This is a genomic window from Amycolatopsis anabasis (assembly GCF_009765355.1).
GTDB lineage: Bacteria > Actinomycetota > Actinomycetes > Mycobacteriales > Pseudonocardiaceae > Amycolatopsis > Amycolatopsis anabasis.
Map to the genome: position 1 here is coordinate 121,279 of NZ_VTHK01000024.1, position 26,528 is coordinate 147,806.

Genomic DNA, 26,528 nt, shown 5'->3' on the forward strand with positions numbered 1-26,528 from the left:
CCAGGCTGTGGAACGATCTGTGGACAACCGGTGCTCGCGCCGGACATTCAGTTGTGGTTCGACCTCCCTTCAATCTAGGGAATTTCCCTTGACGGCGGGCGAAAGTACTTGTATAAGCCCAGGTTTGACTTCCTCCGGTTGGCGGATTGCGTCGGCGGGTGTTGGGAAATCCGTAACGCGGTCGAAACCCGGTTGTCTTGCGCGCGAAGGACTCCGCGGTCGGGCTCGGTGCTTGTTCACGATTCGGTGTCGATGTCAAGCCAACGGTTCGTGAACGTGGCCGTCCGGCAGTGTCCATAGTGGACAATACGACCGGCATCGTCGCAGGTCTGCGGTGTCGGTGGTGCGTGGAATACTGGGTTCGTGTCGATTCCCCTTCGGGCAGGGACCGTGTTCGGTCCGGCGCGGGCGCGCTCCTCGTACCGCGAGTTCGCGCCCGTCTCGGCGGTGGCCGCGTGCACCTGGGAGGGCGTGCCCGGCTGGTTCCGCACGCTGCGGGTTCTCCCGGACGGTTGCGTCGACCTGACCTGGGACGGCGAGGCGATCCGGGTGGCCACACCGCACCTGGGCCCGGCCCGTTATCCGCTGCGCGCGGGTGAGCGCAACGTCGGGGTTCGGCTCCGGCCCGGTACGGCGGGCGCGGTGCTGGGCGTCCCGGTGTCCGAACTCGCCGCGGCGGGCTGGCCCGTGCCGTTGGAGCAGTTGTGGGGCGCCCGCGCTCGCCACTTCACGAACGCCCTGCGCGGGCTGGATCACGACCTCGCGCGGCAGCTGCTGGAACGGCAGGTGGCCGATGCCCGGCTCGATCCGTGCGTGCTCGAAGCCGCGACCAGGCTCGCGGCGCCGGACGCCGATGTCGCCCGGATCGCACGCGCGGTCGGGCTGAGCGGCCGCGAACTGCGCCGCCGGTGCCACGAGCAAGTCGGCATCGGGCCCAAGTCGTTACACCGCGTGCTGCGGTTCCAACGGTTCGTACGCGGCATCGGCGCGGTCGCGACGGGACGCGTCGGCCTGTGTGCCGCGGCGGCGGACGCGGGCTACGCCGACCAGGCGCATCTCAGCCGGGAATGCCGACGCCTGTCCGGTTCGTCGCCACGCGCGCTCGCCGAGCGCTGGGCGGCGCACGGCGAGCACCCGGGCTGAGTGGTCTTCGGCCCGCCCGGAACGACTGAGCGGGTGGTGGTGCGGGATTGGTGGTGTTCATGTCGTCGACACTACCACATCTGTCGAACGTATGTTCGAAAAACGGATCGGGCCGAAACGTTCAAGACTCCCGCCGGGATCCGCCTGAGACTCGATCCATGCCCTTCGCCGTCACCCTGACCGTCCGCCTCTCCGATCTCGACACGAACTGGCACGTCCGCGGCCCGGCGTACCTCGACTACGCCGACCACGCCCGCTGGGAATGCGTGCGTGCGGCGGGCGTGTCCCTCGACGAACTCGCCCGCCGCCGCATCGGCCCGGTCAACCTGGAGACCACCTGCAAGTTCCGCAGCGAACTGCGCCCCGGCGACGAGTTCGTGGTCTCCACCGAGTTCGCCTATTCCCAGGCCAAGACCTCGCGCGCCAGCCAGGAGATCCACCGCGCCGACGGCACCCTCGTCGCCGAGATCACCAGCGTCTCCGGCCTGCTCGATCTGGACGCGCGCCGCCTGCTGCCCGATCCCGCGAGCTACTGGCGCACGCTGGCCACCAAGCCGGAACTCCTCGGCGTCACACCGACCTGATGATCGGCGTGCCCTGCCAGCGCCCGTGGTCCGGCACGGTTTCCGCGGCCATCACCAGCGACCCCGCGCCGATCGTCGAGGCCGTGCCGACCCGGCTGCCGGGTAGCACGATGCTGTGCGGCCCCAGCGTCGCGCCGCGGCCCAGCCGCACCGGATCCAGCCGCATCACCCGGTCGTGGAAGAGATGCGTCTGCAGCACGCAGCCCCGGTTCACGCTCGCGCCCCGCGACACCTCGACCAGATCCGGCTCCGGCAGCCAGTGCGTCTCGCACCACACCCCGCGCCCGACGCGCGCGCCGAGGCTGCGCAGCCACCAGTTCAGCACCGGGGTGCCGATCGAGGACGACACCAGCCACGGCACGGCGAGCATCTCGACGAACGTGTCGTAGAGCTCGTTGCGCCAGACGAACGAACTCCACAGTGGATGGTGGGCCGAGGAGAACTTCCCCATCAGCAACCATTTCGCCGCGGTCGTCAGCACTCCGGCGACGATTCCCGCGACGGCCAGCACGAGCCCGCCCAGTGCCACCGCGAGCCACACCCCGCCCTCGTTCCACGCGAAATCGAGCGCTTCGAAGGTGGCCAGTGCGAGCAAACCGGCCAGCACCAGCGGCACCACCCGGCACAGTTCCACGGCGGTGCGCGCCAGCACGAGCCCGCGCGGCGGGGCGTAGGTGCGGGCCGGATCGTGCTCCTCGGCGGTGCGGCGCAGGCGCATCGGCGGGCGGCCCAGCCACGACGTGCCCTCCGGCACCGATTCCGGGGCGTCCGACAGCACCCCGATCAACGCGCCGTCGCCAACCGTCCTATTAGGACCAACGATGCCGGAGTTGCCCACGAAGGACCGGGAACCCACCTCGGACCGGCCCAGCCGCAGCCAGCCGCCGCGCAGTTCGTAGGGCGCGGCGAGCACGTCGTCGGCGAGGAACGCCGAATCCGCGACGCGCAGCAGTTTCGGCAGCGCCAGCACGGTCGACAGTTCGACCGACCGGCCGACCTGGGCCCCGAGCAGGCGCAGCCAGGAAGGCGTGAACAAGCTGGCGTACAAAGGAAACAGCGTGCGCCGCGACATCTCCAGCAACTCGTGGGTGAGCCACGCCGCCCAGCCCGCCTTGCTGTAGACCGGATGCGTGCCCGGCCGCAGCGCCCGCCCGGCCAGCCGCACCGCGACCCCGATCAGCGCCGCGTGCACGACCATGCCGACGATCACGAGCACGGGGGTCCACAGCAGCAACCGCAGTGCGGCGGCGGCGAAACTCGCGTCGTCGGGCACCGCGACGAACGCCAGCACCGCGACCGGCGCCGCCGCGATCCACAGCAGCAGCCCGCGCAGGCCCGAGGTCAACAGCGCGGCCAGCAGCCAGGCGCGGGAGCGCGCCGGTCGCGCCTCCGGCCAGTCCGGGCTCGCGTCGCGCCGGGTGGCCGGGGAGCCGCCCCAGCTTTCCCCGGCGGGGATCGGGCCCGCCACGCAACTGCCAGGGAGCACCTCGGCGTGGTCGCCGATGTCCGCCCCGGGGAGCAGCGTGCTGCGCGCGCCGACCCTGGCCCCGGCGCCGACCCGCACGGCGCCGACGTGCAGCAGGTCGCCGTCCAGCCACCACCCGGCGAGGTCGGCCTGCGGTTCGACCGCGCAGCCGTCCCCGAACGTCGCGAGCCCGGTGACCGGCGGCGGGGCGTGCAGGTCGGCGCGCCCTTCGACGCGGCAGCCGAGCAGCCGCGCGTAGCGGGCGGCCAGCGGCGTCCCGATGACCGAGCCGAGCCCGAAGGACGCGGCCAGCCGTTCGGCCGCCCACAGGCGCAGATGGGTCCGGCCGCCGCGCCGGTAACTGCCCGGCCGCAACCGCCCGCGCAACGCGCGCACGCCGAGACCCACCACCAGCGCGCGGCTCGGCGGGCTGAACAGCACCAGCCACGCGGGCACCAGCACCCACCACGACAACCGCGGCAGCCACGATTCGTGGACGAACGCGGAGAACACGTTCCCGATCAGCGCGATGGCCAGCACCCAGCGCACCCCGGCCACGGTGAACAGCACCAGCTGGATCGCGGCCTGGATCCACCCGGTCCAGCGCGGGGCCGGCGCGATCGCGCGTTCTTCGGCCGGATGGCCTTCGGCGGCGGCGAGCCGGGTCCGCAGCGCGGCCGGGGTGGGGTGGCGGTAGACATCGGCGACGGACACCTCGGGGAACCGCGCGCGCAGCGCGGACACCAGCCGGGCCGCGGCGACGCTGTTGCCGCCGAGGTCGAAGAAGTCGTCGCCGGGGCCGGCCTGGGCGCCGAGCAGGTCGTTCCACTGCTCGATGAGCCAGGCCGTGGTCTCGTCGGTGTCGACGTGTTCGTGCGCTTCAGCGGGCAGCGGCCAGGGCAGCGCGGCTCGGTCGACCTTGCCCGAGCCGCGGGTCGGGAAGTCCGCGAGCACGGCCAGCCGCGGCACCAGGGCCGCCGGGAGGCGTTCGCGCAGCAGCCGCCCGGCTTCGGCGCGGTCGAACCGGCGGGGGTCGCCGTCGACCGGCACGACGTACCCGACCAGCACGTCCAGCCCGCCCGCCGTGCGCTGGACCAGGCTGGCCGCGGCCGCCACCGAGGGCAGGTCCAGCAGGGCGGCTTCGATCTCGCCGAGTTCGACCCGCCGCCCGCCGATCTTCACCTGGTCATCCGCCCGGCCGACGAACTCCAGGCCCTCGGGCAGCGCGCGCACCAGGTCGCCGCTGCGGTAGGCCCGTTCCCAGCCCAAGGCGGGCAGGGGCGCGAACTTCTCGGCGTCGCGCACCGGATCCAGGTACCGGCCCAGCCCGGCCCCGCCGATCACCAGCTCGCCGGCCTCGCCCCAGGCCACCGGGACGCCTTCGCCGTCGACCACGGCCAGGCGCCAGCCGTCCAGGGGCAGCCCGATGCGGACCGGTTCGCCGTCGAGCAGCCGGGCCGCGCAGGAGACCACGGTCGCCTCGGTCGGGCCGTAGGTGTTCCACACCTCCCGGCCTTCGCGGGTGAAGCGGCGCACCACCTCCGGCGGGCACGCCTCACCGCCGACGATCAGCAGCCGCACCCGGTCCAGCATCTCGACGGGCCACAGCGCGGCGAGGGTGGGGACCGTGGACACCACGGTGATCTCGCGGTCGGCCAGCCAGGGGCCGAGGTCCGCGCCGGTGCGCACCAGCGCCCGGGGTGCGGGGACCAGGCAGGCGCCGTTGCGCCAGGCCAGCCACATCTCCTCGCAGGAGGCGTCGAACGCGACCGAAAGTCCCGCCAGCACGCGATCGCCCGGCCCGATCGGGTCGCCGGGCAGGAAGAGCCGGGCTTCGGCGTCGGCGAACGCCGCCGCGGCGCGGTGCGACACCGCCACGCCCTTGGGTTTCCCGGTCGAACCCGAGGTGAAGATGATCCACGCGTCGTCCTCCGGGCCGGGCTCACCGGCGTCCCCGCCCGCCGGGGCGTACGGGGTCACCGCGCGATCCGCGCCGAGGACCGCGCACACACCGGATTCGCGCCACACCAGTTCGGCGCGCTCCTCCGGATCGTCGGCGTCCACCGGTACGTATGCCGCGCCCGCCGCCAGCACGGAAAGGATCGACACGTACAGCTCGACCGTCCCCGACGGCATCCGCACCCCGACCCGGTCGCCCCGGCCGACGCCGTGCGCGCGCAACCTGCCGGCCCGTTCGGCCACCGCGCGGCCGAGGTCGCGATAGGACAGTCGGGTGTCGCCGTCGTCCACGGCGAGCGCGTCCGGCCAGGCGGTGACCGAGGCGCGCAGAACGTCGAGCAACGTCCGGGTAGCCGGTGGCCGAACATCCGGGTACACCGCCTGCCCGGCAATGGTCAAAGACACTTTCGGGTCGATCCTGAGCCGGACAGCACTTTCCTCAACTGTCACCGCGAAACCTTTCCATGACAGAGCCCGTGCAATTTTGCCAATGTTTTACTCGCGCTCGAATCCGCGCTGAAACTCTTGCGTGGCAACAGAACTGACTAAAGATTAGCACCGGATACGACCCGTCTCAGTGGTTGAACCTGAAAAGTTCCTGATAGCTACCAGGCGTTTTCGGCGAAAAAGGAGGTGTAGAATTCCCGTTAATTGTGCGGGCTGCGGCGCGGGGGCGGGAAAGCCATCCCGCGGCGCTCGAGTTTCTGCCGGGGCAGCCGCGCTCCGGCGAGCGCGGTCAGCACCGATTGCACCACGACCGGATACATCAGCTGCCGGTAGACGAACTGCTGCAGCGGCAGAGTGAGCAGCGGGCGCAGCGGCTCCGCGTCCAGCCGGAACGCGACGATGCCGGGCACGGCCTGCAGCACCAGGAACGCGCACCAGAAACCGGCCGCGTGCGGCCGGTCCCCGGTGCACAGGCCGAAGAGCGCGGCCACGTCGGCCAGCGGGGCGAGCACCGGCAGCACCACCTGGAACAGCAGGAGGTAGGGCAGCCCGCGGCGGCCGAGCCGCCCGGCGGCGCCGGGTTCGGTCACCGCGGCCCGGTGCTTCCACACCGCCTGCAGCGTGCCGTAGCACCAGCGGTAACGCTGCTTCCACAGCCCGCCCAGGGTGGCGGGCGCCTCGGTCAGGGCCCGGGCGTCCGGTTCGTAGACCACGCGCCAGCCCCGGCGTTCCAGGGCCATGGTCAGGTCGGTGTCCTCGGCGAGCGTGCCGGGGGACACCCCGCCCAGCCGCCAGAGCGCCGAGCGGCGGAACGCGCCCACCGCGCCCGGGACGGTCGGCAGGCACTCCAGCACGTCGTACATCCGGCGGTCGAGGTTGAAGCCGACGACGTATTCGATGTGCTGCCAGCGGCCGAGCAGGCCGCCGCGGTTGCCTGCCCGCGCGTTGCCCGACACCGCCCCCACCGCGGGGTCCGCGAAATGCCGCACCAGGGTCCGCACGGCCGAAGGCTCGAGCACGGTGCCCCCGTCGACCAGGACGACGAACTCGGTCCGCGCGGCGGCGAGCCCGGTGTTCAACGCCGCGGCCTTACCGGCGTTCGCCTGCCGGATCAGCCGGACGCGCGCCAGGTTGAGCCCCTCCACCACGGCGGCGGTGGTGTCGGTGGAGCCGTCGTCGACCACGACCACCCGCACCGGGTGGTCGGAGGCGAGCACCGACCGGATGGTGCCCTCGATCCCGGCTTCCTCGTTGCGGGCCGGGATGATCACGGTCACCGGTTCGTCGGCCTGCCGAGGTGCCCGGAAGCGGTGCCGGCGCACGTGGACGCGGGCGGTGGCGAGTACGAGCAGGGTGCGCAGCGCGGCGAGCGCGGTGGCCACGACCAGCAGCACGGACAGGACGGCGGCGAGCAGGTCACCGGCGCCGACCGCGGCGACCAGGAAGGCGCCGCCCGCCTCGGCCCCGGCTCCCGCGCCGGTCGCCGCCCGCGCCATGCCCAGCGCGCCGCTCACCGTGTCCAGCCGCCAGCCCTGGGCGCGCAGCCGCGGCACCAGCACGTCCAGCGCGGCCAGGGTCTGCGAGCGGTCGCCGCCCGAGTCGTGCATGAGCAGGATCGCGCCGCGGTCGTCCGGCGGGGCCGAGTTCGCCACGATCGCGGCGACCCCGGGCCGCCGCCAGTCCTGGGAGTCCAAATCGGACTGGACCACCAGCTTGCCTTCGCGGCCCAGCCTTCGCGCGGCTTGCCAGGCGGCGTCGTCCAGCGCGTCCGGGGTCGCCGAATGGGGCGGGCGGACCAGGGAGGTGGCGATTCCCGCGGCGCCGGCCAGCGCGAGGTCGGTGGCGCGCAGTTCGAGCTGGGTGCGCAGCGCGCCGGCGGCGCGCAGATCGGTGTGGGTGGCGGTGTGCCCGCCGATCTCGTGGCCGTGCGCCAGGATTTCCCGGATCAGCCGGGGATGCTGCGCGGCACGGGCGCCGGTGACGAAGAACGTCGCGTGCACGCCGAGCCGGTCCAGCGTCGCCAGCACGGCCGGGGTCCACACGGGATCCGGGCCGTCGTCGAAGGTGAGCGCGAGCGTCTTGTCCCGCGGCCGGAGCGCGACCGGCGCGTCCTGCCGGGCGTCGAGCACCGGGCCGCCCGCGCGCAATCCGGCCGGGACCTCGTCCGCGTCGCCCGGCGGGGTGGTCTCGTCCACCGGGGAGCCCAGGGCGAGCGCGTGCAGGGAGAGCAGGGCGACCACCGCGACCAGCGCGGTGCCGAGCAGGAGCCAGTGCGATCTCGGGGCCGGAATGCGGGCGTGGCGTGGCAACTCTTTCGTTCCCGGCTGGTCGGTGGGCTCCGTTGTGGGGAGCCCACCTAAGCACCCTTCGGGCGGAATGGGAACAGCCGGAAGAGTATTTTTTCGCGACTACTGGTCGTTGCTCCCCCGACTACTCGAAAAGCCTGGGGGACAACGGTTTCCGCTTTGTTGGTTATTCCTTTTCCGGTTTCCGGTTCAGGAACGGACGAGCCGGGCGATGGCGTCGGTCGCTTCCCGGATCTTCGCGTCCGCTTCGGCGCCGCCTTCGGAAATGGCGGCGCTGACGCAGTGCTGCAGGTGCTCGTCCAGCAGCGACAGCGACACGGCCTGCAGCGCCCGGGTGGCCGCCGAGATCTGCGTCAGGATGTCGATGCAGTACTCGTCGTTGTCGATCATCCGCTGCAGCCCGCGGATCTGCCCCTCGATCCTGCGCAGGCGACGCTGGTGGCCTTCCTTGCTCTCGGTGTAGCCCCGCATCGTCTTCCTCCCATGGGTCCGGCCCGCCGCGCGGCCGATCGGGTCCGATCGGGGGAACGGCGGGCTCCTGTTTGCTTTATACCCCAGGGGGGTAGTTCTCCGCCAGCGGTGTGGGACAGCGCACTGCCCCTTGCGCTTATACCCCCCAGGGGTATGTTGGTGGCGACTGAAGTGGAGAAACGGAGTGAGGGCGATGGATGAGCACGGAAACACCGCCGTTGCCGAGGCGCACGCGCACCACCAGCACGACCACCACGGGCACGGCGACCACGCGGCGGTCTTCCGCGACCGGTTCTGGCTGAGCCTCGCGCTGTCGGTGCCGACCGTCGCCGCCAGCCACATGGTGGCGGAGCTGTTCGGCTACCACGTCCCGTCCTGGGCTGGCTGGGTCGCGCCGGTCCTGGGCACGGTGGTCTTCCTCTACGGCGGCTGGCCGTTCCTGACCGGCGCGGTGAGCGAACTGCGCGGCCGCCAGCCGGGGATGATGACGCTGGTCGCGCTGGCCATCGGCGTCGCGTTCGTCGCCAGCGGCCTGACCACGCTCGGCATCGGTGGCCTGGACCTGGACTTCTGGTGGGAACTGGCGCTGCTCGTGGTGATCATGCTGCTCGGCCACTGGCTGGAGATGCGCGCGCTCGGCCAGGCGTCCGGGGCGCTGGAGGCGCTGGCCGAACTGCTGCCGGACACCGCCGAACGGATCTCCGGTGACGGCGAGGCGCGGCCGGTGCCGTTCGCCGACCTGCGCGTCGGCGACACCGTGCTGGTGCGGTCCGGCGGCCGGGTGCCCGCCGACGGCACGGTGGCCGACGGCGTCGCGGAAGTCGACGAATCGATGGTGACCGGGGAGTCGCGCACGGTCCGCCGGGCGGCCGGGGACCGCGTGGTGGCCGGGACGGTGGCGACCGATTCGGCGATCCGGGTCCGGGTGGAGGCGATCGGGGAGGACACCGCGCTGGCCGGGATCCAGCGGCTGGTCGCCGACGCGCAGAGTTCGCGGTCCCGCGCGCAGGCGCTGGCCGACCGCGCGGCGGCGCTGCTGTTCTGGTTCGCGCTCGCCGCGGGCGTGGTCACGTTCGTCGCGTGGATGCTGATCGGGGACGCGACGACCGCCGTGGAACGCACGGTGACCGTGCTGGTCATCGCCTGCCCGCACGCCCTCGGGCTGGCGATTCCGCTGGTGATCGCGATTTCCACGGGGATCTCGGCGAAGGCCGGCATCCTGGTGAAGGACCGGCTCGCGCTGGAGCGGATGCGCACGGTGGACGCGGTGCTGTTCGACAAGACCGGCACGCTCACCAAGGGGCGCCCCGCGGTCACCGAGGTGTCCGGTGCGCCCGAGGTGCTGGCGCTGGCCGCCGCGGCCGAGCGGGACTCCGAGCATCCGCTGGCCCGGGCCATCGTCGAGGCGGCCGCCGAACGCGGCGAAATCCCGGCCGTGCGGGACTTCCGGTCGATCACCGGGCGCGGGGTTTCGGCCACTGTGGACGGTCACGAGATCGCCGTGGGCGGCCCGGCGCTGCTGCGCGAGCGGGGCGTCGAACCGGATGCCGGACTGGCCCGGCACACCGCCGAATGGGCCGGGCGCGGCGCCGCGGTCCTGCACGTCCTGCGGGACGGCGCGATCATCGGCGCGCTGGCGCTGGCCGACGAGGTCCGGCCGGAATCGCGCGACGCGATCGGCGCGCTGCACGCGGCGGGCGTCGAGGTCGTGATGATCACCGGGGACGCCCGCAACGTGGCCGAGTCGGTCGGCGCGGACCTCGGCGTGGACGAGGTGTTCGCCGAGGTCCTGCCCGAGGACAAGGACGCCGCGGTGGCCGAACTGCAGGGCCGGGGGCGGCGGGTCGCGATGGTCGGCGACGGGGTGAACGACGCGCCCGCGCTGGCCCGGGCGGATGTCGGCGTCGCGATCGGCGCGGGGACCGACGTGGCGATCGAATCGGCGGGCGTGGTGCTGGCGTCGGACGATCCGCGCGGGGTGCTGGCGGTGCGGCGGCTGTCCGTCGCGAGCTACCGGAAGATGTGGCAGAACCTGGCCTGGGCCACCGGGTACAACGTGCTGTCGGTGCCGCTGGCCGCCGGGGTGCTCGCGCCGATCGGGTTCGTGCTGCCGCCCGCCGCGGGGGCGATCGCGATGAGCCTTTCGACCATCGTGGTCGCGCTCAACGCGCAGCTGCTCCGCCGGATCCGCCTCCGCTGATCCGCCAGGTGCCCTCCGGCGACGCTGTCGCTGGAGGGCATTGATCATTTCGCGGTGCGCCTACCCCATTCGGTGTCCACAACGGACGGTTAGGGGAGTGTTCAACCGAATAGGTGACACTTTTAGTATGACTCAACGTTGTCATTGCGGCTTTCGGTCACTCCATCGAGTCTATTTTCGACAGCCTTGGTAGAAAATGGGCCACCGCGGGCATCGGTGAATCGATCCCGCTGGTAGCTTCCTGCTCGGCCTCGTCCTTCGCCGTGAATGCGTTGTTTGTGCCGCGCGGTCGGGGCTGGAATTGCCGGTCCTTTGGGGAGGTATCAGATGGCGCGCACGGCCCTGCGGAGCAGGTCGGGTAGCACCGTGGCGGACGTCCAGCTGGTCGACCGGACCGGCATCGTCGCCGCCAGCCTCGCGGTCCCGCGTCCCGAGCTGCCCGACGACGAGCCGTTCGCAGTCGATCCCGCGCCCGTCTCCGCGGCGCCGTCACCCGCCCGGCGGTACGGGCTCGTCGCGTGCGCGGCGTTCGCGTTCCTGGTGATCGGCTGGGTCGGCGGCGGCATGTTCGGCATCCCGCGCGGCGGCGAGCCGACGACCCCGGCCGTGGCCTACAGCGGGAACGCCTACGAAGAGGTCCCGATCGTCCCGGGGGTGCGGGTGCCCGCCCCGCCGCCCGCCGCCCAGCCCCCGGTGGCCGTGCCGCCGGTCACGCGGCACCAGCCCGCGAAGCCCACCAAGGCCGTCGCCGAGACCCCGGCGCCCCGCCGCGTGCCGGAAACCGCCCCGCAGGTGCGTTCCGACCCGATCGAACCGCGGCCGCAAGAAGCCGCCGGACCGCTGGCGGCCGTGCACGAGGAGATGGCGAAGGCCGTCGCGCCGATGGCGGACGTCCTCCGCCCGATGCTCGACGCCATGCCCGGCAAGCCTCGCGAGTAGCGCTTTTCTTTGTGCGCCAGGGAAGAACTCAGCGGCTGAACCCGTACGCCCGGTCCACCTTGGCGACCCGCACCTGGAAGGTCTCGTACCACCGTTCCCGCCCGCGCTCGCGGGTCGCGGTGTGCTCGGCATGCCGCCGCCAGGCCGCGATCGACTCCTCGTCCCGCCAGTAGGACACCGTGATGCCCAGCCCGGACGGCTCGCGCACCGAGTCGACGCCGAGGTAGCCGGGCTGCCCGGCGGCCAGTTCGAGCATCCGGTCCGCGGCCGCGCCGTAGCCGGTGCCGTCGTCGCCGGTGCGCCGCGACGTGAAGATCACCGCGTAGTACGGGGGCTCCGGGGTCCGCGCGGGAACGTCTGTCATACATCTTGTATACAACGTGTATAAGGCAGGTGGCAACGGGCTTTTCGTCAACCCCGCAAGGCGCCGACCGCCCACGCCACCACCATGAGCGCGAGCAGCATCGAGATCCCGGCCTGCAGCATCATGGTCAGCTTCGCCCACCGCCGCAGCGGCATCACGTCCGTCGGGCTGAACGCGGCCGCGTTGGTGAACGCGAGGTAGAGGTAGTCGAAGTAGTCCGGTTCCCATTCGCCGTGGCTCAGCTCGGGATTCTCCATCTGCGGGAACAGCAGATCCGCGTGCTGCGCCTCGCCCGCGGCCCGGCGGGCGGGGCCGCCGCGATCGAATTCCCAGTACCAGAGCGAGAAAACCACGATGTTCGTCCAGTACACGATGCCGCCGCTGACCAGCACCTGAACCGGCCGGTCCCCGATCGACCCGGTCGCGATGCCCGCCACGAGCTGCAGCGCGGACAAGCCGTTGGCCAAGCTCACGGCGGCCACCACGACCAGCGAGATCGTGCGCTCGACCCGGCTGCGCCGGTCGATCCGTCCCGGATTGATCAGCAGCAACGCGACGATCAACAGGGCGGACACCGAGGGCAGCAGCCACCACGGCCGCAGCACCAGATCGCCGGGCAGCGCGAGTTGCAGGGCGAGGGTGCCGAACACCACGGCCATCGCGGGCCAGCGGTGCTCGCCCCGGGTCCGGCGGCGCCACGCCGGGATCGCAGCGGGTTCCATCGGGCTCACCGTAACGACGGGCGCGGCGCACCGCCCGGTGCGCCGCGCCCGCTGGAGCGAGCGGCCTTACCCGACCACGTTGAGCAGCTTGTTGGTCGAGCCGGAGCCCGGGTTCTTCACGACCCCGTTCGAAGCCCCGTTCTTCAGCGCGGTGTCGACCTGCGCCGGAGTGGCGTCCGGGTGGGCCGACAGGTAGACCGCCGCCGCGCCCGCGACGTGCGGCGTCGCCATCGAGGTGCCCTGCATCGTCGTGGTCCCGCCACCGTTCTTGGTGGACAGGATGTTCACGCCGGGCGCGAAGATGTCGGTGCACGAGCCGTAGTTGGAGAAGCTGGCGCGGTTGTCGTTGCTGTCCGTGGCGTTCACGGTGATCGCCTCGGGCGTGCGGGCCGGGCTGGTGTTGCAGGCGTTCGTGTTGGAATTTCCGGAGGCCACCGTGGTGGTGACCCCGGCGGCCACCGCGCGCTTGACCGCCGAGTCCACGCTCGAGTTGGCCCCGCCGCCCAGGCTCATGGTCAGCACGGCCGGCTTCTTGGCGTTCTTCGCCACCCAGTCGATCCCGGAGATGATCTGCGAGTACTGGCCGGAGCCCTGGCAGTTCAGCACGCGCACGGCCACGATGCTGGCCTTCTTGGCCACGCCGTAGGTCGCGCTGCCGACCGTCCCGGCGACGTGCGTGCCGTGGCCGTGGCAGTCGGAGGCGTTGCTGTCGTTGTCGATGAAGTCGTAACCGCTCGTCGCACGCCCGCCGAAGTCGGGGTGGTTGAGCATGGTGCCGGTGTCGGCCACGTAGACCGTGGCGCCCGCGCCCTCGTTGGGATAGGTGTACTTCTTGTCCAGCGGGAGCGCCTTCTGGTCGATCCGGTCCAGGCCCCAGGTCGGGTTGTCCTGGGTGCCGGCCAGGTGCGCGACGCCGTCCTGTTCGACGTAGGCGACGCGCGGGTCGGCCGCCAGCCGCTTGGCCTGCCGCTCGCTCATCGAAGCGGCGAAGCCGTGCAGGGCGGTGGTGTAGGTCTGCTTGACCTGACCGCCGTACCGGCCGACCAGGTCACCGGCCGCCGCCGGGGAATCCTTGAGCACCACGATGTAGCTGCCGGCCACCGCCTCCGGTGCACCGGCGTTGATGATCTGGCCCTCGGCCGGGGCGGCCTGGGCGCCGCCCACCGCACCGCCCACCGCCAGTCCCATTCCCAGTGCGCCTGCGAGCAGGCCCTTGCGCAGGTTTCGGGCACGGCTCGGTTTCGCGTTCCGCATCGGTACTCCCGTTCGCTAAAGCAGGGTTTTAGCTCGGCGACCGGTAGGCCGCCTGCCTTCGAGCGTCGGGGCGAATACCTAGGGCGAACAATCCGCGAGGGGTACGTAATTAATTACCTCAACTCCAGCGCGCTCACCCGTTTTCCCCTGCCCTGCCGCGGAACGCGGCCGGCGCCCTTCCCGATCTCCGCGAAATCGTGGTCCAGCCAGGCCACCTCGGTCCGCGAACGCGCGCCGAGCTTGCGCAGCACCTTCGCGACGTGCTGCTCGACCGTGCGCGGGGAGAGGAACAGCCCGTCCGCGATCTCCCGGTTCGTCCGCCCGTCGGCGAGCATCCGGGCCACTTCCCGTTCCCGCGGCGACAACTGCTGCCCGTAGCCGCGGCGTCCCCGCGGGGACGGGGTCCACGCGCCGTGCTCGCGCAACTGGTGCCGGCAGCGCCCGGCGTCCCTGGTGGCGCCCAGTTTCTCGTACGCCTCGGCGGCCTCGCAGAGCTCACCGGTCGCGGAGCTCTCGCCGAGCGCGAGGCGGCACAGCGCGGCGCGTTCGCGGGCCCAGGTCGCCGGGTACGGCATCGGCAGATCGGCGTAGCGGGTGGCCGTCTCGTCGAAGCGTTTCGCGGCTTCCGGCTGGTCCCCGCGCGCTTCCAGCAGCACGGCCCGCGCGGCGAGCAGCGCGGCGCCGGCCACCGGGGAGTCCCGGCCGTCGATACCGCACGCGAACTCCTCGACGAGCCCCTCCGCCTCCTCGACCCGCCCGGCGAGCGCGTACGCCTCGGCGGCCGCCGGGATCAGGTCCGCCGCCCACACCCAGACGCCCTTGCGGCGCGCGGCGGTCAGGGCGGCGTCGGCCACGGCACACGCGCCCGCCACGTCCTCGGTGGCCAGCCGGACCCGGGTGAGCACCCCGGCCGCGGAAAGCACCACCGGGATCACGCCGTGTTCCGGGGACAGCATGCTGGTCGCGGTCAGATGCCGCTCGGCGTCGGCGAATTCGCCCCGGACCGCCGCCAGCGCGCCGAGCACCAGCGCGGACTCGGTCGCGACCGGGCGCAGATCGGGGTACTTCTCCAGCAGGGCCAGGCCGGTTTCGGCGAGCCCGGTCCAGTTCCCGGTGACCCAGTCCAACCGCAGCCGGGTGCCGCGGCTGATCTCGGCCATGGACACCGCCCCGGCCGTGGTGGCCATGCCGAGCCCGGTGCGCAGCAGGCGTTCGGCCCGGGCCAGGTGCCCGGCCCAGGACTGCGCGTCGGCCAGGTTGCACCAGAGCCGGGAAAGCTGCACGCGCTCGCCGACCGTCGCCGTGTGCTCGGGCAGCGCCTCGAAATCGGCCCACGCGGTGCCGTCGCCGATGTGCGCGCGGCAGGAGATCCGGTCGGCGAGCAGGGTGAGCCGCAGTTCCGGATCGTCGAGCCGCGTCACCACCTCGTCGGCGCGACGGGCCCAGTCCTCGTGCCAGGCGAGCGGGGTGAGCCCGTCGAGCGGCTGGGCGAGCAGGTTCATCCCGCGGGCCGCGAGCTCCGGGCGGTCGGCGAGTTCCTCGATCGCCTTCTCCACCTCGCGCCGCCCGCGGCCGAGTTCGCCGGGTTTGCGGACCAGCAGCATCCCCAGGCTCAGCCGGATCGTCCCCCGGGTGGCCCGGCACAGGCTGCGCTCGGCGAGCACCCGTTCCAGGGTCACCGTCACGTCCGGGCGCAGCCCGCGCAACGCGATCTTGGACAGTTTGGTGGCCATCCGTTCGACGTCGGGTTCGGCGAGCGCGGCGCCCTCCAGCAGCGCCTGGAGCGTGTCGATGGCGAGCGCGGTCTCGCCGACCTCGATCGCGCGGTCCGCGGCCGATTCCGCGTACCGCCGCCACTGCTCGGTCAGGCCACCGGCCTGGGCGTGCTCGGCGAGCTGGAACAGCGGCTGCGGCACGGTGTCCGCGAGCGCCCGCAACGCGCGGGCGTGCAGCGCCTGCCGTTCGGGCCCGCTGATGGTGTCGTACACGGCCTTGCCGGCCAGCGCGTGCCGGAAGCCGTACCGGCCGCGGTCGATCTCGTGCAGGACGCCGCCGTTCACCGCCTCGGTGAGCGCGGCCGGAAGCCGGACGCCCCGCGCCCCGGCGACCGCGCCGATCAGCGCGCTCTCGGCGGGCATGCCGAGCACGGCCGCCGCGCGAGCGAGTCGCACCGCGGCCTCGGGCAGGGTGCTCAGCCGCTCGATCATCGCCTCGCGCAGCAGCACCGGAACCTCGATGGCCTCCAGCGTCCGGTGCGTGAACGCCCGGTCGATCGGCGCGTCCGCCCCCGCCTGGTCGCGGAGCGCGCGCAGGGCCTCCTCGACCACGAACGGGATACCGGCGGTCCACTCGTGCAGTTTGGCGGCGAAGTCCTCGTCGACGCGCGGCACGTCGAGCAGTCCCGCGGCGAGCCGGCGCACGGCGGGCACGTCGAGCGGGCCGAGCCGGACCCGGGCGGTGCGCACGGTCTCGGCGGTCCGGAACGGGACCCCGGCGCCGATCTGATCGCTACGGTAGGTGACGATCACGCCGAGTTGCGCCGGTGGCCCGGACACCAGGAACCGGAGCAGGTCGCGGGTCTGTTCGTCCGCCCAGTGCAGATCGTCGATCACCAGCAGCGTGGGCCCGCAGGCTTCGAGCAGTTCGCGGATCGCGCGGAACTGCCGGTGCCGGTCGGCGACCGGATCGGCGAGCGGTTCGGGCTGGGCCGGGAGCAGGTCCGCGATTTCCGGCAGCAGCGGGCGGAGCACCCCGGCGACCGGGCTGAGCGGGCCGATCACCAGCCCGGAGACGCGCCGGAGCGCTTCCAGCACCGGCCCGTACGGGAACGGCTCGCGCAGCGGCTGGCACGTGCCGGTCAGCACGCGCAGCCCGTCGAGTTCCGGCCGGCGCACCAGTTCCCGCACCAGCCGGGTCTTGCCCATGCCGGCTTCGCCCTCGACCAGCACCGCCGACGGGCGTCGCGCGACGACCTCGACCAGGGCGTTGAGTTCGGCGTCGCGGCCGACGAGGACAGGGGAACTCGTCCGCACCGACACCGAGGTCGCAGGGGATTGGGCTGCCATCCGCACCATGGCTCGCTCCTCCATGGACGAGCGGCTGGATGCCGCCTCGCCACGTCCGAAGGGGAGCCTATGGAGCGCACGAGTGTTCGTAAACCGCCCATAACGCAGCAGGTCGGGCAGGCGTTGCCCCGGACGGAAACCCTGCGTCACCGCGATGCCGACTTGCGCTTCTTGATCGGCTACGAACCGTGTGAGATTCCGCAGGAATCCCCGGATCGATGCTGGGCCACCCGATGGTGTGGGAAAATTCGTAACAGTGAGTAGTACCCAAAAAACCCTACTTGCGTATGTACCCGAACGGGTGAAAACTTTCGTAGGGCATATAAAGAATGCGTATACCTATCCGCGCTCGCTCCGGATTGTTCCCCGATCTGCCGCTCACGAGGGTCGGTGGGTGGAGGGGACTCACCCTGCGAGGAGAAACATGAACGTCTACAAGTTCGCCGGTGCCGCGGTCGCCGCGGCGACGATCGGTGCCCTGTTCACCGGCGTGACCCCGGCCGGAGCGGAAAGCGACTTCTCCGCACTGAACCCCGGGATGGTCACCGCCCTGCAGCGGGACCTCGGGCTCACCCACGACCAGGCGCTCGCCCAGCTGGCCTCGGAGACCCGGGCGAGCACGCTGGAACAGACGCTGGAAGGCAGATTGGGCAACGCCTTCGGCGGCGCGTTCTACGACGCCCGCGGCGGAAAACTCCGGGTCGGCGTCACCGACGCGGCCCAGCTGGACCAGGTGCGCGCGAGCGGTGCGGACGCCTTCCTCGCCCGGTTCAGCGAGCGGCAGCTCGACGCGGCCGTCGACCGGCTGAACGCCGCCGAAGCGAGCCTGCCGAGCTCGGTGACGAGCTGGGGCGTGGACACCGCGAACAACCGGGTCACCGTCACCGTCACCCCGGGCCAGCGGGACGCCGCGAACTCGCTGCTCAGCGGCTACGGCCTGGGCGCCGTGGCCACCGTCGTGGAATCCGCCGAACAGCCCCGGCCGCGCTACGACGTCCGCGGCGGGGACGCCTACTACATCGCGAACCGGGGCCGGTGCTCGGTCGGCTTCTCGGTCCAGGGCGGGTTCGTCACCGCCGGGCACTGCGCCCAGATCGGCAACAGCATCGCCGGGTTCAACCGGGTCGCGATGGGCTCGTTCGGCACCTACCGGTTCCCGGGCAGCGACTACGCGCGGGCCAACACCAACTCGAACTGGACCCCGCGCGGCGTGATCAACAACGGCACCCGGGTGGCCGGTTCGACCGAGGCCGCGGTCGGCGCGTCGGCCTGCAAGTCCGGTTCCACCACCGGCTGGACCTGCGGCACCATCCAGGCGAAGAACCAGACGGTCCGGTACGCCGAGGGCACCGTGTACGGGATGACGAAGACCAACATCCGCTCGGACTCCGGGGACTCCGGCGGTTCGGTGATCGCCGGGAACCAGGCCCAGGGCCTGCTCTCCGGCGGCAGCCCGGGCACGATGTTCTTCCAGCCCGTGAACCCGGCGCTGCAGGCGACCGGCGCGCGGCTGGTGATCGGCTAGCCAAGAGACCGAAGGGCCCCGGGTGCGAGCGATTCACCCGGGGCCCTTCGGCGTTCCGCGCCCTGATCAGACGTTCGTGATCTCCTCGATGAAGGCGTCGACGTCGAAGTTCTCGCTCTCCTCGCCCAGCGGCACGATGGCGAGCGTGCGGTCCAGGAAGGCCTCGACGTCGTCGCGTTCGATCTCGACGAGCGCGTAGCCCTCCGGGGATTCGATCTCCAGCGCGAGGATGTCCTCGTGCGTGGACAGGTCCGGGCGGATCCGCACGTCCCCGATGCCGGTCGGGTTGCGCATGCCCTCGACCAGCAGGTCGCGGGCGAACGCCCATTCGATCCAGTGGCCACGGTCGGTCCGGAACGCGATGGTCACCGCGAAGGGCTCACTGGCCAGGTAGGACAGTCTGGACAGCACGGGCGTGGTGGACCCGTTCATGGACACGAACTGGCTCTGGCAGACGGTGTCGGTTTGCACGGGCCACTCCTCGCGGTGCTCAACGAAACTTTCAACCGAGAGAGGCCCTGGGGCGCGGGCAGTGACGCGGCACCACTCGTATTCACTTGATCTGGTGTATGTGATCCACATCGCTAACGGTCAGCGGTCACGCTCCGATATGAACGGTTGCTTATGGATCCTGACTACGCGCTGACAGCGGTCGATCACTGAGCCGAACGGGCTAGCGAACTTGCGCGGGGCGTACCGGCACGGTCAGGCCCACCTTCATCCGGTCCATCACCACGCTCGTGGTGAAGTGGCGGACGTTGGGGTTGTCGAAGAACATGCGCCGGGTGAAGGTCTCGAAGTCGGCCATGTCGCGGCAGCACACCACCAGCACGAAGTCGGCCGCCCCGGTGACGTAGTAGCACTGCTGCACGGCCTCGTCGGCGAGCACCTGGCTGCGGAACCCCTCGATCACCTCGATGCGTTCGCGTTCCATCTCCACGGTCACCACGAACGTCATGGCCAGGCCGAGCACGTGCGGATCGAGCACCGCGACCTCGCGGGCGATCACGCCGGTCTGGCGCAGCCGTTTGATCCGGCGCTGCACCGCCGCGGCGGACAGGCCCACCCGGGCGCCGATGGTCTCGGCGATCGTCCGGGAGTCGGTCTGCAGGCTGGCGAGGATTTCGTGGTCAACGGAGTCGAGGTCAGGGGGCCGCACGCGCTCCAGGCTAGCGCGGGAGCCGTCCCGCGCGGCGGAAGCGTCCACAAGGGACAGTGTCCGCTGTGGACCACCGGGCGAATGGTGTAGCCAGCTTCACCGCGGGCGCCCAGGCCGGTGGACCAGAATCACCGGTATGACGCTCAACCTGGGCCACCGCCTCGCCGGGGCCCGCGACGCCGCCGGATACTGCCTGGCCTCCTTCGGCACCGGCCTGGCCTGCATGCTGGCCCTGCCGGTCCTGCTCTATTCTGCGGTCCTCTGCCTGGTCGGCGTCGGCCTGGTGCTGCTGCCCCCGGAACTCCGGCTGCTCGGCCGGATCGCCGACGCCGAACGCCGCCTCTCCGGCCGGTGGCTGGGCCGGACGATCCCGCTGCCGCCCCGGCGGGCGCGGCGGCTGCGCGAGCTGCTGGCCGCCCCGGCGACCGCCCGGGACCTGCGGTGGGTGCCGGTGAACATGATCATCGGGCCGGTGCTCGGCCTCATCGGGGTCACGTTAGCCCTGCTGCCGCTCGGCGCGCTGGCCGCGGTCCTGGCGTGGTGGGCGTTCCCGGCCGACGCCCCGATCCAGGTGATGGGCGTCCCGGTCGACAGCTGGGCGAGCGCGGCCTACGCGGGCATCCCGATGGTCCTGGTCACCGCGGCGCTGGCGCTGGTGCTGCCCCGGTGGCTCGCGAGCGCGAGCGCCTGGGTGAACGCGGCGCTGCTCGCGCCCTCGGCGAAGGAGGAGCTGGCCGAGCGGGTGGAAAACCTGCGGGAGAGCCGGGCCGGGGCGGTGGACGCGCACGGCGCCGAGCTGCGCCGGATCGAACGGGACCTGCACGACGGCACCCAGGCCCGGCTGGTGTCCATCGCGATGCGGCTCGGCCTGGCCGAACGGCAGCTCGACCGCGATCCGCAGGCGGTCGCGACCCTGCTCGCCGAGGCGCGGGCCGGGGCCGAGGACGCGATGACCGAACTGCGGGACGTGCTGCGCACGATGTACCCGCCGATCCTGGCCGACCGGGGGCTGGACGGCGCGCTGTCCGCGGTGGCCGCCCGGTGCGCGGTGCCGGTCGAACTCGAAGTCGGCGACCTGGGCGAACTGGCGGCGCCGGTGGAGGCGGCCGCCTACTTCGTGGTCACCGAGGCGCTGACCAATGTGGTCAAGCACAGCGGCGCGGGGAGCGCGCGGGTGACCGTGCGCCGGGACACCGACACCCTCCGGGTGGAGATCACCGACGACGGCCGAGGTGGCGCCGACGAGGGCGGCGGAACCGGGATCGCCGGGATGCGCCGCCGGATTGCCGCACTGGACGGGACCCTGTGGGTGGACAGCCCGCCCGGCGGACCGACTCGCATTCTCGTGGAGTGCCCGTGCGGGTCGTGATCGTCGAGGACAACGTCCTGCTCGCCGAGGGACTTCGGTTGTTGCTGACCACGGCCGGGCACGAGGTGGTGGCGCGGGTCGACAACGCGGACGCGTTCGTCGCCGCGGTCGACGAGCACCGGCCCGATGTGTCTATTGTGGACGTTCGGTTGCCGCCGTCGTTCCGGGACGAGGGCATTCACGCCGCCTTGCGGGTGCGGCGCGCCCATCCGGGGCAGAAAGTTCTGGTGCTTTCCCAGTACGTAGAGGAGACCTACGCGGGCGAACTGCTTTCCGACGGCCGCCCCGGGGTCGGATATCTGCTCAAGGACCGGGTCGCGCGGGTCGAGGAATTCCTCGACGCGCTCGATCGGGTGGCCTCGGGCGGAACCGCGCTCGATCCGGAAGTCGTCGCGCAGTTGCTCACCCGGCGGCACGACCCGCTGGCCGCGCTCACCGCGCGCGAGCGCGAAGTACTCGATCTGATGGCGCAGGGCTACACGAATGGGGAAATCGCCGGAAAACTGGTGGTGACCGAGCGGGCCGTGCACAAACATGTCGGCAACATCTTCGCCAAGCTCGACCTGCCGCCGAGTGACAGCGGCCACCGCCGGGTGCTCGCCGTGCTGGCCTATCTGGGCTGAGTTCCGCCACCAAGACATGGTGAAAATGATTCAAGTTGAGAGCCGGGTCACATTCCCGAGGTCTACCGATTGGTAGCGCATACAAGTATCGCGGGGACGGCGTACCCGTTTCCCTCCCTTTCGCTTTTCCGGGTCGCAGGAGGATTCGTCAGTGCCTATCCAGGCTGCGGTGCTCGCCGGGCTCGGCGCCTGGTTGCCGCCGCGAGTGGTGGACAACGAAGAACTGACCCGGCGCCTGGACACCTCGGACGAGTGGATTCGCACCAGAACCGGGATTCACGAGCGCCGGGTCGTCGATCCCGGAGTGTCCACAGTGGACATGGCGATCGCGGCCGGGCGGAAAGCCTTGCGCAGCGCGGGTTCCGAGCGGGCCGACGCGCTCGTGCTGGCCACCGCGACCCCGGACCACCCGTGCCCGGCGAGCGCGCCGCAGGTGGCCAGCGGCCTCGGGCTGAGCGGGATCGCCGCCTTCGACGTGAACGCGGTGTGCAGCGGATTCGTCTACGCGCTCGCCACCGCGGCCGGGCTGATCGCCGGTGGCGTCGCCGAGCGGGTGCTGGTGGTCGGTTCGGACGCCTTCACCACGCTGCTCGACCCGGCGGACCGCACCACCGTGCCGATCTTCGGCGACGGCGCGGGCGCGGTCGTGCTGCGCGCGGGTTCGCCGGACGAGCGGGGCGCGCTCGGCCCGTTCGACCTGCACAGCGAGGGTGAACTGGCCGAACTGCTGGTGGTGCCCGCCGGGGGCGCCAAGCAGCGCGTCTCCGACGAGCCGCGGGACCACTTCCTGGTCATGCGGGGCACCGCGGTGTTCCGGCAGGCCAACGCCCGGATGGCCGAATCCTCGCTGGCCGTGCTCGACCGGGCCGGGATGAAGGTCGACGAGATCGACCGGTTCGTCGGACACCAGGCCAACATCCGGATCCTCAAGGCCGTCGCCAGGCAACTCGGGCTGCCCGAGGACCGGTTGGTGGTGAACATCGAGCGGGTGGGCAACACCAGCGCGGCCTCCATCCCGCTGGCCCTGGCCGACGCGGCCGGCGACGGGAGCCTGCGCGCGGGCCACCGGGTGTTGCTGAGCGCGTTCGGCGCGGGGCTGACCTGGGGATCCACCCTGCTCACCTGGCCGGACGTCACGGTGGAGCCGTGAGCGGTTCCGGGCATTCGCGGCCGATCGTGTCGGCGAGCGCGGCGATCGGACCGTGCAAGGTGGGGCGGCGGCTGGTCAGCACGAACGTCACCGCGCCCGGATCCGGGAGCGCGGCGGCCTCCGGATCGACCGGGACCAGCCCGGACGGCAGCACCGAGCGCGCGAACACGGCCACGCCGAGCCCGGCCAGCGCCGCCGCGCGCAGCCCGTTGAGCCGCCCGCTGGCGCAGCCGATGCGCCATTCCCGGCCCGCCTGCCGCAGGGTGTCCAGCGCCTGGGCGCGGGTGATGCTGGGCGGCGGGTAGAGCACCAGCGGCACCGGTTCGTCCGGGCCGAGGGCGAATCCGGGCGCGCCCGCCCACACCAGGCGGTCGCGCCACAGCGGGTGGCCGTCCGCTTCGCCGTTCCGGCGCTTGGCGAACACCAGGTCCAGCTCCCCGGCGGCGAGCCGGTCGTGCAGGATCCCGCTCAGCTCCACGGTCAGTTCCACGTCGACCAGGGGGTGGCCGGTCCGGAACCGGCGCAGGATCTCCGGCAGGCGGCCCAGCACCAGGTCCTCGGACACGCCGAGCCGCACCCGGCCGCGCAGCCCCGGCCCGGCGAAGTAGCTCAGCGCGCGCTCCTGCTGTTCGAGGATGTTGCGGGCGAACCCGGTCATCGCCTGACCGTCGCCGGTCAGTTCCACGGTGTGGGTGTCGCGGACGAACAGCTGCTTCCCGGCGACCGCCTCGAGCCTGCGCACGTGCTGGCTCACCGTGGACTGGCTCAGCTCCAGCCGCCGGGCGGCCGGGGTGAAGCCGCCGGTTTCGGCGACCGCGAGAAATGTTTTCAGCAGAACCGGGTCGAACACCATTACGGCGTACCACGGTGGGGGTGCCGTGGTACGCCGAGGTGTCGAAGATCCTATTTCCGCTTGGTGATGACCACGGGTTTGATGTCCTTGGGCACCTGGTCGAACGCGGAGACCGGGATGCCGAACGAGGCGGCGAGCACATCCCGCGGAATCGAGTTGAGCGTGCCGACGATCCCGATATCGTCGTTCGGTTCGATCGAACTGGTGTTGAAGATCACCAGCACGTCCAGCGGTTCGGTGGTGCTGCCGTTCTCGAAATAGTGGAAGAATCCCTGCGGCGCGAAGACCAGATCGCCCTTTTCGGCTTCGAACACGTCATTGTGGTAAGCGCCGTCCGGATGCGTGCCGAGAATGGTCCACTTGGCCTTCCCGGAGATGATGTAGTTCAGCTCCCAGGCGGTCGGATGCCAGTGCGGCTCCCGGATCCCGCCGACCTCGAGGTGCACGAAGTACACCGAACCCTGCTGCCCCCGCAGCACCGGGAAGTTTTCTTCGTGCGCGCCCTGGAGAGTTCCGCCGTCGAACTTGGAGGGCGGGGCCTGGGTCAGTTTGAACAGATGCGGTTTCGGGTTGAGGTTCGGGTCGGTTTTCGGGGCCGCGCTGCCATTTCCCGCCGCGGCCGCGGTGCCGCCACCGGCTCCGGCGACGGCCGCGGCGCCGCCAAGAGCCAGGCCGGTGCCGATCGCCTTGCGCCGGTTTATTTCGGACATAGTAGGAAATCCCCCTTCTCGGGCAGTTCGGGATTGTTCGGTGATTCCCATTCTGCTCCGGCCCGGGATAACCGCAAGTCGTGGCGGCCGATGACTGTTATCGCGATTCTCGATTTGCGCTGTTTGTGCTCAGTCCGCCCAGGTGCCGGTCGGTTCCCGGCGGCCGCGCAGCTGGAGCGTGGCGTGCCATTTCCAGTTGGCGCGCTCACCGCCGTCGGTGCCGTCGACCACGGCGTCGCTGGCGAGGATCCGCCCCGGGACCTGCTTCGCGTGCTCGGTGAGCCGCGCGGCCTCGTTCACCGCGTCGCCGATCACGGTGTACTCCAGCCGGCTGCTGGTGCCGAGCTGCCCGGCGAACACCGGGCCGCTGGCGACCCCGATACCCACGTCCAGCTCGTCGGCCTTGCGCACCGCGTCGCGGATCGCCCGCGCGGCGGAGAGGGCGGCGGTGGACGGATCGGCGAGCCGGGTGGGTGCGCCGAAGATGCACAGCGCGGCGTCGCCCATGAACTTGTTCACCAGGCCGCCGCGCGCGGAGACCTCGCGCACCACGCTCGCGAACAGGCGGTTGAGCTTGCGGACCAGTTCCTCGGGCGGGGTGCCGAAGGCCAGCGCGGTCGAGTCGACCACGTCGACGAACAGCGCGGTCGCCTCGCGCACGTCCCCGGACAGCGACGCCCCGAACTCGAGCGCGTGCTGGGCCACGTCGTCGCCGACGTGGCGGCCGAACAGGTCCCGCATCCGCTCGCGTTCGCGGAGCCCGGCGACCATGTCGTTGACCGAGGTCTGCAGCATGCCGATCTCGCTGGAGTCGTCGACCGGCACGCTCACGTCGGTCCGGCCGCGGGCGACCTCGCCGAGCGCGAGCCGCAGCCGGTGCAGCGGCGCCGCGACCGCCTTGGCCAGCAGGACCGTGCCCAGCGCGCCGAGGATCAGGCCGATCCCGGCCAGCATGATCAGGCTCGCGGACGGGTTGCCCTGGCCGAGGTTGGGCGGGGTGGCGACCAGCAGCACGCCGAGCAGCGGGATGCCGCTGGCCAGCGCCCAGGTGAGGACCAGGCGGCGCAGCACGGTGACCGGCAGCGAGCCCTTCGGCGGGCAGACGTCCAGGGCGAGTGTCATCACCGGGCGGGCCACCCATTCGGCGGCCAGGTAGGTCAGGCCGACCGTGGTCAGCCCGCCGAGCCCGACGGTCAGCGCGACGCCGAACGCGTCCATCGCGGAGCCGAGGATGCCGGTGAGCACGCCGAACACCACGGTCCCGATCAGCCAGAGGGTGCCGCTGACCACGGCCATGTCGACCGGGAGCCGCAGGGCGCGGCGGGCTTCGGCGGGGGAGGGCAGGCGGCCGAGCAGGAACCAGACCGCGGTCCGGCGCTGCAGCCAGGTCGTCCAGGCGGAACCGACGAGCAGCGCGAGGGCGACGTACCCGGCGGCGCATACCGCGAGGATCCAGCCGTTGCCGCCGATCTGGCGCGGCATGCCCTGGAGCAGGAGCAACAGCGCGACGACCCCGGAACCACCGGCGCTCGACCCGAAGCCCAGCGCGGCGAACCCCAGGCCGGTGCGCAGCGCGAGGCGGAACCTCGCCGGAACCGTGACCCTACGCACCCCGTGATCGTATTGCGTTCCCCCACTCGGCGTACCCCCGCCAACCCGGTCGCGCGGGTTTCGGGCGGTCGTGAGTGTTCAGGCCGGTTAGAGCGGACTCTCATTTGGTCGCCTACTTGTGACCTGGCGTTTCCGTTCGACGAGCTGCACTTAGCCGACACAGTGCGACACCGCGCGGGTGGTGGTGCTCGGAGGTACCCGATGCGGCGTTCGGTACCTTCAACGCCCCGAAAGCCACATTGGTGTCCTCCGGGTACCGGAACGGGGAACACACGCGACCAAGGACGAGGGACTCGCGGCGGGCGGGGAACCCGCTGGCGCGTGTCCCCCGTTTCGGACGTGCGAGTCCCTCGTTTCGGTAGGCCGAGTTCCCCATTTCGGCAGGTGCCCCCGGGCACCCCGACGAGCACAGCTAGTTGCGGTCCCTCTTGGCCGACACAGTGCGACGAGCATCGGGGTGGCAGCCAGGCGGCACCTGCACGCCCAGGCCGGTCACCGTCTCGTGTAAGGGAACCAAGTACTGGGGGTCGTGAGTGTTCAGGCCGGTTAGAACCCAATGCCGGGTAGTTAGGGCTGGGTGGGGGGTGTCAAGGCTGTGATGGGTGCGGC

The 26,528-nt window shown here is 71.7% G+C and carries 20 protein-coding genes; 8 read left to right on the top strand and 12 right to left on the bottom strand.

Going from position 1 to position 26,528, the window contains the following annotated elements:
• The first annotated feature begins 363 nt into the window (after window positions 1-363).
• A complete protein-coding gene (locus FXO23_RS28635) occupies window positions 364-1,143 on the top strand; it encodes a helix-turn-helix domain-containing protein (protein WP_246257965.1) in 780 nt (259 codons plus the stop codon).
• Window positions 1,144-1,301: 158 nt separating this feature from the next.
• Entirely contained in the window at window positions 1,302-1,727 is a 426-nt protein-coding gene (locus tag FXO23_RS28640; protein WP_158888568.1) for an acyl-CoA thioesterase, read from the top strand.
• Here the strand turns inward: FXO23_RS28640 and FXO23_RS28645 are convergent.
• From FXO23_RS28645 to FXO23_RS28655, 3 genes are all read right to left on the bottom strand, one after another.
• Window positions 1,714-5,556: a Pls/PosA family non-ribosomal peptide synthetase gene (locus FXO23_RS28645; protein WP_246257966.1), complete on the bottom strand. Its 3,843-nt coding sequence runs from the start codon at window positions 5,554-5,556 to the stop codon at window positions 1,714-1,716. The genes FXO23_RS28640 and FXO23_RS28645 overlap by 14 nt on opposite strands.
• Window positions 5,557-5,798: 242 nt before the next feature.
• Entirely contained in the window at window positions 5,799-7,907 is a 2,109-nt protein-coding gene (locus tag FXO23_RS28650; protein WP_158888569.1) for a bifunctional polysaccharide deacetylase/glycosyltransferase family 2 protein, read from the bottom strand.
• Window positions 7,908-8,093: 186 nt separating this feature from the next.
• Window positions 8,094-8,375, bottom strand: a complete 282-nt coding sequence (locus FXO23_RS28655) for a metal-sensitive transcriptional regulator (protein ID WP_158888570.1) — start codon at window positions 8,373-8,375, stop codon at window positions 8,094-8,096.
• Window positions 8,376-8,568: 193 nt separating this feature from the next.
• On the opposite strand from FXO23_RS28655, the gene FXO23_RS28660 reads away from it, so the two are divergent.
• On the top strand, window positions 8,569-10,575 hold the full coding sequence (locus tag FXO23_RS28660) for a copper-translocating P-type ATPase (RefSeq protein WP_158888571.1): 2,007 nt from the start codon (window positions 8,569-8,571) through the stop codon (window positions 10,573-10,575).
• 327 nt (window positions 10,576-10,902) lie between these two features.
• Window positions 10,903-11,514, top strand: a complete 612-nt coding sequence (locus FXO23_RS28665; RefSeq protein ID WP_158888572.1) for a hypothetical protein — start codon at window positions 10,903-10,905, stop codon at window positions 11,512-11,514.
• 28 nt (window positions 11,515-11,542) lie between these two features.
• On the opposite strand, the gene FXO23_RS28670 is transcribed toward FXO23_RS28665, so the two are convergent.
• From FXO23_RS28670 to FXO23_RS28685, 4 genes are all read right to left on the bottom strand, one after another.
• Complete coding sequence (locus FXO23_RS28670) at window positions 11,543-11,878, bottom strand: antibiotic biosynthesis monooxygenase family protein (RefSeq protein WP_158888573.1); 336 nt, start codon at window positions 11,876-11,878, stop codon at window positions 11,543-11,545.
• Between the two features lie 47 nt (window positions 11,879-11,925).
• Entirely contained in the window at window positions 11,926-12,600 is a 675-nt protein-coding gene (locus FXO23_RS28675) for a hypothetical protein (protein ID WP_425484917.1), read from the bottom strand.
• A 66-nt stretch (window positions 12,601-12,666) separates the two neighbouring features.
• Window positions 12,667-13,854 carry a S8 family peptidase gene (locus FXO23_RS28680; RefSeq protein WP_158888574.1) on the bottom strand — a complete coding sequence of 396 codons (1,188 nt, stop codon included), beginning with the start codon at window positions 13,852-13,854 and terminating at the stop codon, window positions 12,667-12,669.
• A 113-nt stretch (window positions 13,855-13,967) separates the two neighbouring features.
• Window positions 13,968-16,928, bottom strand: a complete 2,961-nt coding sequence (locus FXO23_RS28685; RefSeq protein ID WP_158888575.1) for an ATP-binding protein — start codon at window positions 16,926-16,928, stop codon at window positions 13,968-13,970.
• A 415-nt stretch (window positions 16,929-17,343) separates the two neighbouring features.
• Here FXO23_RS28685 and FXO23_RS28690 point away from each other — a divergent pair, with 415 nt between their 5' ends.
• On the top strand, window positions 17,344-18,444 hold the full coding sequence (locus tag FXO23_RS28690; protein WP_158888576.1) for a S1 family peptidase: 1,101 nt from the start codon (window positions 17,344-17,346) through the stop codon (window positions 18,442-18,444).
• A 66-nt stretch (window positions 18,445-18,510) separates the two neighbouring features.
• Here the strand turns inward: FXO23_RS28690 and FXO23_RS28695 are convergent, their stop codons facing one another.
• Both FXO23_RS28695 and FXO23_RS28700 read right to left on the bottom strand, forming a co-directional pair.
• A complete protein-coding gene (locus tag FXO23_RS28695) occupies window positions 18,511-18,915 on the bottom strand; it encodes an SsgA family sporulation/cell division regulator (protein WP_158888577.1) in 405 nt (134 codons plus the stop codon).
• Window positions 18,916-19,117: 202 nt separating this feature from the next.
• Window positions 19,118-19,603: an Lrp/AsnC family transcriptional regulator gene (locus FXO23_RS28700; RefSeq protein WP_158888578.1), complete on the bottom strand. Its 486-nt coding sequence runs from the start codon at window positions 19,601-19,603 to the stop codon at window positions 19,118-19,120.
• Window positions 19,604-19,739: 136 nt separating this feature from the next.
• On the opposite strand from FXO23_RS28700, the gene FXO23_RS28705 reads away from it, so the two are divergent.
• The 3 genes from FXO23_RS28705 (at window position 19,740) to FXO23_RS28715 (ending at window position 22,745) form a co-directional block, all read left to right on the top strand.
• Window positions 19,740-20,972: a sensor histidine kinase gene (locus tag FXO23_RS28705; protein WP_158888579.1), complete on the top strand. Its 1,233-nt coding sequence runs from the start codon at window positions 19,740-19,742 to the stop codon at window positions 20,970-20,972.
• Window positions 20,960-21,595 (top strand): response regulator, encoded by a 636-nt coding sequence (locus FXO23_RS28710; RefSeq protein ID WP_158888600.1) that lies wholly within the window; start codon window positions 20,960-20,962, stop codon window positions 21,593-21,595. The genes FXO23_RS28705 and FXO23_RS28710 overlap by 13 nt, the downstream gene beginning before the upstream one ends.
• Before the next feature lie 151 nt (window positions 21,596-21,746).
• On the top strand, window positions 21,747-22,745 hold the full coding sequence (locus FXO23_RS28715; protein ID WP_158888580.1) for a beta-ketoacyl-ACP synthase III: 999 nt from the start codon (window positions 21,747-21,749) through the stop codon (window positions 22,743-22,745).
• Here the strand turns inward: FXO23_RS28715 and FXO23_RS28720 are convergent.
• From FXO23_RS28720 to FXO23_RS28730, 3 genes are all read right to left on the bottom strand, one after another.
• The gene (locus FXO23_RS28720; protein WP_158888601.1) at window positions 22,729-23,595 is read right to left on the bottom strand and encodes a LysR family transcriptional regulator; all 867 of its coding nucleotides are present in this window, start codon (window positions 23,593-23,595) and stop codon (window positions 22,729-22,731) included. The genes FXO23_RS28715 and FXO23_RS28720 overlap by 17 nt on opposite strands.
• 53 nt (window positions 23,596-23,648) lie before the next feature.
• Window positions 23,649-24,308, bottom strand: a complete 660-nt coding sequence (locus FXO23_RS28725; RefSeq protein ID WP_158888581.1) for a cupin domain-containing protein — start codon at window positions 24,306-24,308, stop codon at window positions 23,649-23,651.
• Window positions 24,309-24,437: 129 nt separating this feature from the next.
• Entirely contained in the window at window positions 24,438-25,919 is a 1,482-nt protein-coding gene (locus FXO23_RS28730; protein WP_158888582.1) for an adenylate/guanylate cyclase domain-containing protein, read from the bottom strand.
• Window positions 25,920-26,528 lie beyond the last annotated feature (609 nt).